2 protein-coding genes are annotated in these 2,144 nt (G+C 48.8%); both read right to left on the bottom strand.

Features of this window, described 5'->3' with window-relative positions; all coding sequences use genetic code 11:
- Positions 1–45 precede the first annotated feature (45 nt).
- A complete protein-coding gene (locus JRI95_17105; protein ID MBW2063264.1) occupies positions 46–1,557 on the bottom strand; it encodes a hypothetical protein in 1,512 nt (503 codons plus the stop codon).
- A partial coding sequence (locus JRI95_17110; GenBank protein ID MBW2063265.1) for a hypothetical protein occupies positions 1,554–2,144 on the bottom strand: 591 nt, incomplete at its 5' end. The genes JRI95_17110 and JRI95_17105, both read right to left, overlap by 4 nt.

Below are 2,144 nucleotides of genomic sequence, written 5' to 3' on the forward strand. Positions count from 1 at the left end.
GGGAAAACATGGATGAACCTCTGATAGCTTCTTATTGTAACAAGCTCAAAGCTTCAGGTGATCTATCGGCACAGCTTCAGTGGCTGCCAGAAAAAGGGGTGGCCGACCTGGCCAAACCTGCAATGTCGCGCAGGCAACAGGCTGAGCGCCGACCAATAACGTTTCCCCTATTTTCAAGGAAGTGACCAGCGTTTGGACTTGTACCCTCAGTCCGCCCTCCATGCGACCGCTGAAACGCAGCAGGTTTCCTTCTTGAAGGGCTCGGGCCGCCTCCTCCAAGAGGTCGTCCTCCAACCCCCAATTATAAAGGGCGTCGCTAAAATGCTGTGAGACGCCTTGGCGGATGATTCTGGCAAGCCGGTCCGTCACGTCCACCCCACTCCAGCGCCGGTTTAAGGCCTCAATCACCAGATCATGCAGTTCCGCTGACCAGATTTGAATCAGATCTGGGGGAATATTTGGATGAGTATCCGTTTCCTGTCTGGCCTGTTTTGCAATATTATCGATGACCTCAGACATTTTATGCAGGTTCTGAATAAGGTTATCAAAAATGATTGGGGCGAAATCAGAAATCCCAGCTGCCTTACGGGTCCACCATCCTAAGTAGCGCCGCCAAAACCGTATCAAGAAGCCAGGGGTAGGCTGAGGCTTGCGGCCCTCACGAATGACGTATTGAGTCTGTATTTCTAGTATTTGTTTGACTTCCTTCAGGATTATCGCCACGGATAAGCTTTTCAGCCCTCGATTGCCTAAAATGAACTCCTCCACCTGAGCGTAAGTGCGACATCCGGTTAAAAACTCCTGAACCAAGAGTGCCAGCCGTTGTTCAAAAGTCTGCAGTTTTTGGGGTTCGTATGGCCTGTGATAGGCCCATCCCAGAACCACCCGAGTCAATGCCTCCGACATACGGTCCAGTACCCTATCCAATGGTATTCGTGCAAATCCCACCAATCTGACCTTACCAGATTCGGCCGGGGGATTTAAGAACGGACCCAACAGATGCCCGGGAACCTGTCCCCCCTCCCGTTCCGCCAACAACAAACAATCAATAAGGCTGGCAAATAGATTGTAGAAATCTTCTTCACCTAAAATCCGGCCGCTACTGATTTCACGTGTCAAAAGCCAGGGAAGAATTCGAGGCATAGAAATTTCTATAGGGTCAATTTTCGCCGGAAAAGGTTTATCCTTAATTTTGGGGTAGGCATGATGAAGCAAAACCCGGTGCTGTTGTAAGGTAACCTGTTGCCCTACCGCCTGTAGTTTTTCCTCCACCTCTGACCATGATTGACCTTCTTTTTGGGGAAAAGAAGCAACCACAACTACATTCACCCGTCGCCTCTCCAACTGAGGTCTTAAGCTTAGTCCGGCCTCAATGATAGTTGTGTCAAAGCGCTGTTCCCGGTAGTCGTCAATGATGTAAGCTAACTCTTTCCAACTCCCTGCAATCTGAAAAACCATTTGGGCTTTAGATGACAATCCGCCATGCCAGCGACGTATAAAATCCAGAGCCTTTTCATCCAAGGCCCAAACAATTCCAGGAAGGAGCTCCAGGCTCATAGGAGTGAAATCCGTTGGGCATAATGCTTGGCCAACTGATAATAGTTACCAAGTTTGTGGTAAACTTCTTCGGTGACCCGGTTCTCCCGAAATTCGGATTCAAGAGCTTGTTGACGCGCTGCCACCCCTTCTTCCAATTGCTTTCTAAAGGACGAGCTGTCCCGCTCCTCTTCACCTCGGATAAAAATCTCATATCGCCTGGAGAATCCCTGTTTACGAAACAGATTAAAAGCTTTGCTGAGGCGTTCGCCCAAATCGGTTCCTTGAATTAAGTCTCCACCAGGAAAACGCTCTTTATTAAAACCAATTCGAGTGCCTTTAAAATGGATGTCTTGCATAGCTAACGCAACACCGAACCACATCTCGGCATCGCTTTCCGCCAGAGGTTTAATTTGATGTTCTCTGATGGCCGGAATCTGGCGGGATAAAAGGAAAGCGGTTTGGTACATTACAGGATTGTTTTCCCTCGTTTCTTCCAAGAGACCCTCTGCGTCGCGAATTTCGTCGAAAAGCCAGAGAGGCCAACCAAAAGTAAGGTTCAGGACGTCATCCCGCAGTTCCTCTTGAGTTGAAAAAATCTGATATTG

The organism is Deltaproteobacteria bacterium, from assembly GCA_019308995.1.
In the GTDB taxonomy this organism is placed as follows: Bacteria; Desulfobacterota; Desulfarculia; order Adiutricales; family JAFDHD01; genus JAFDHD01.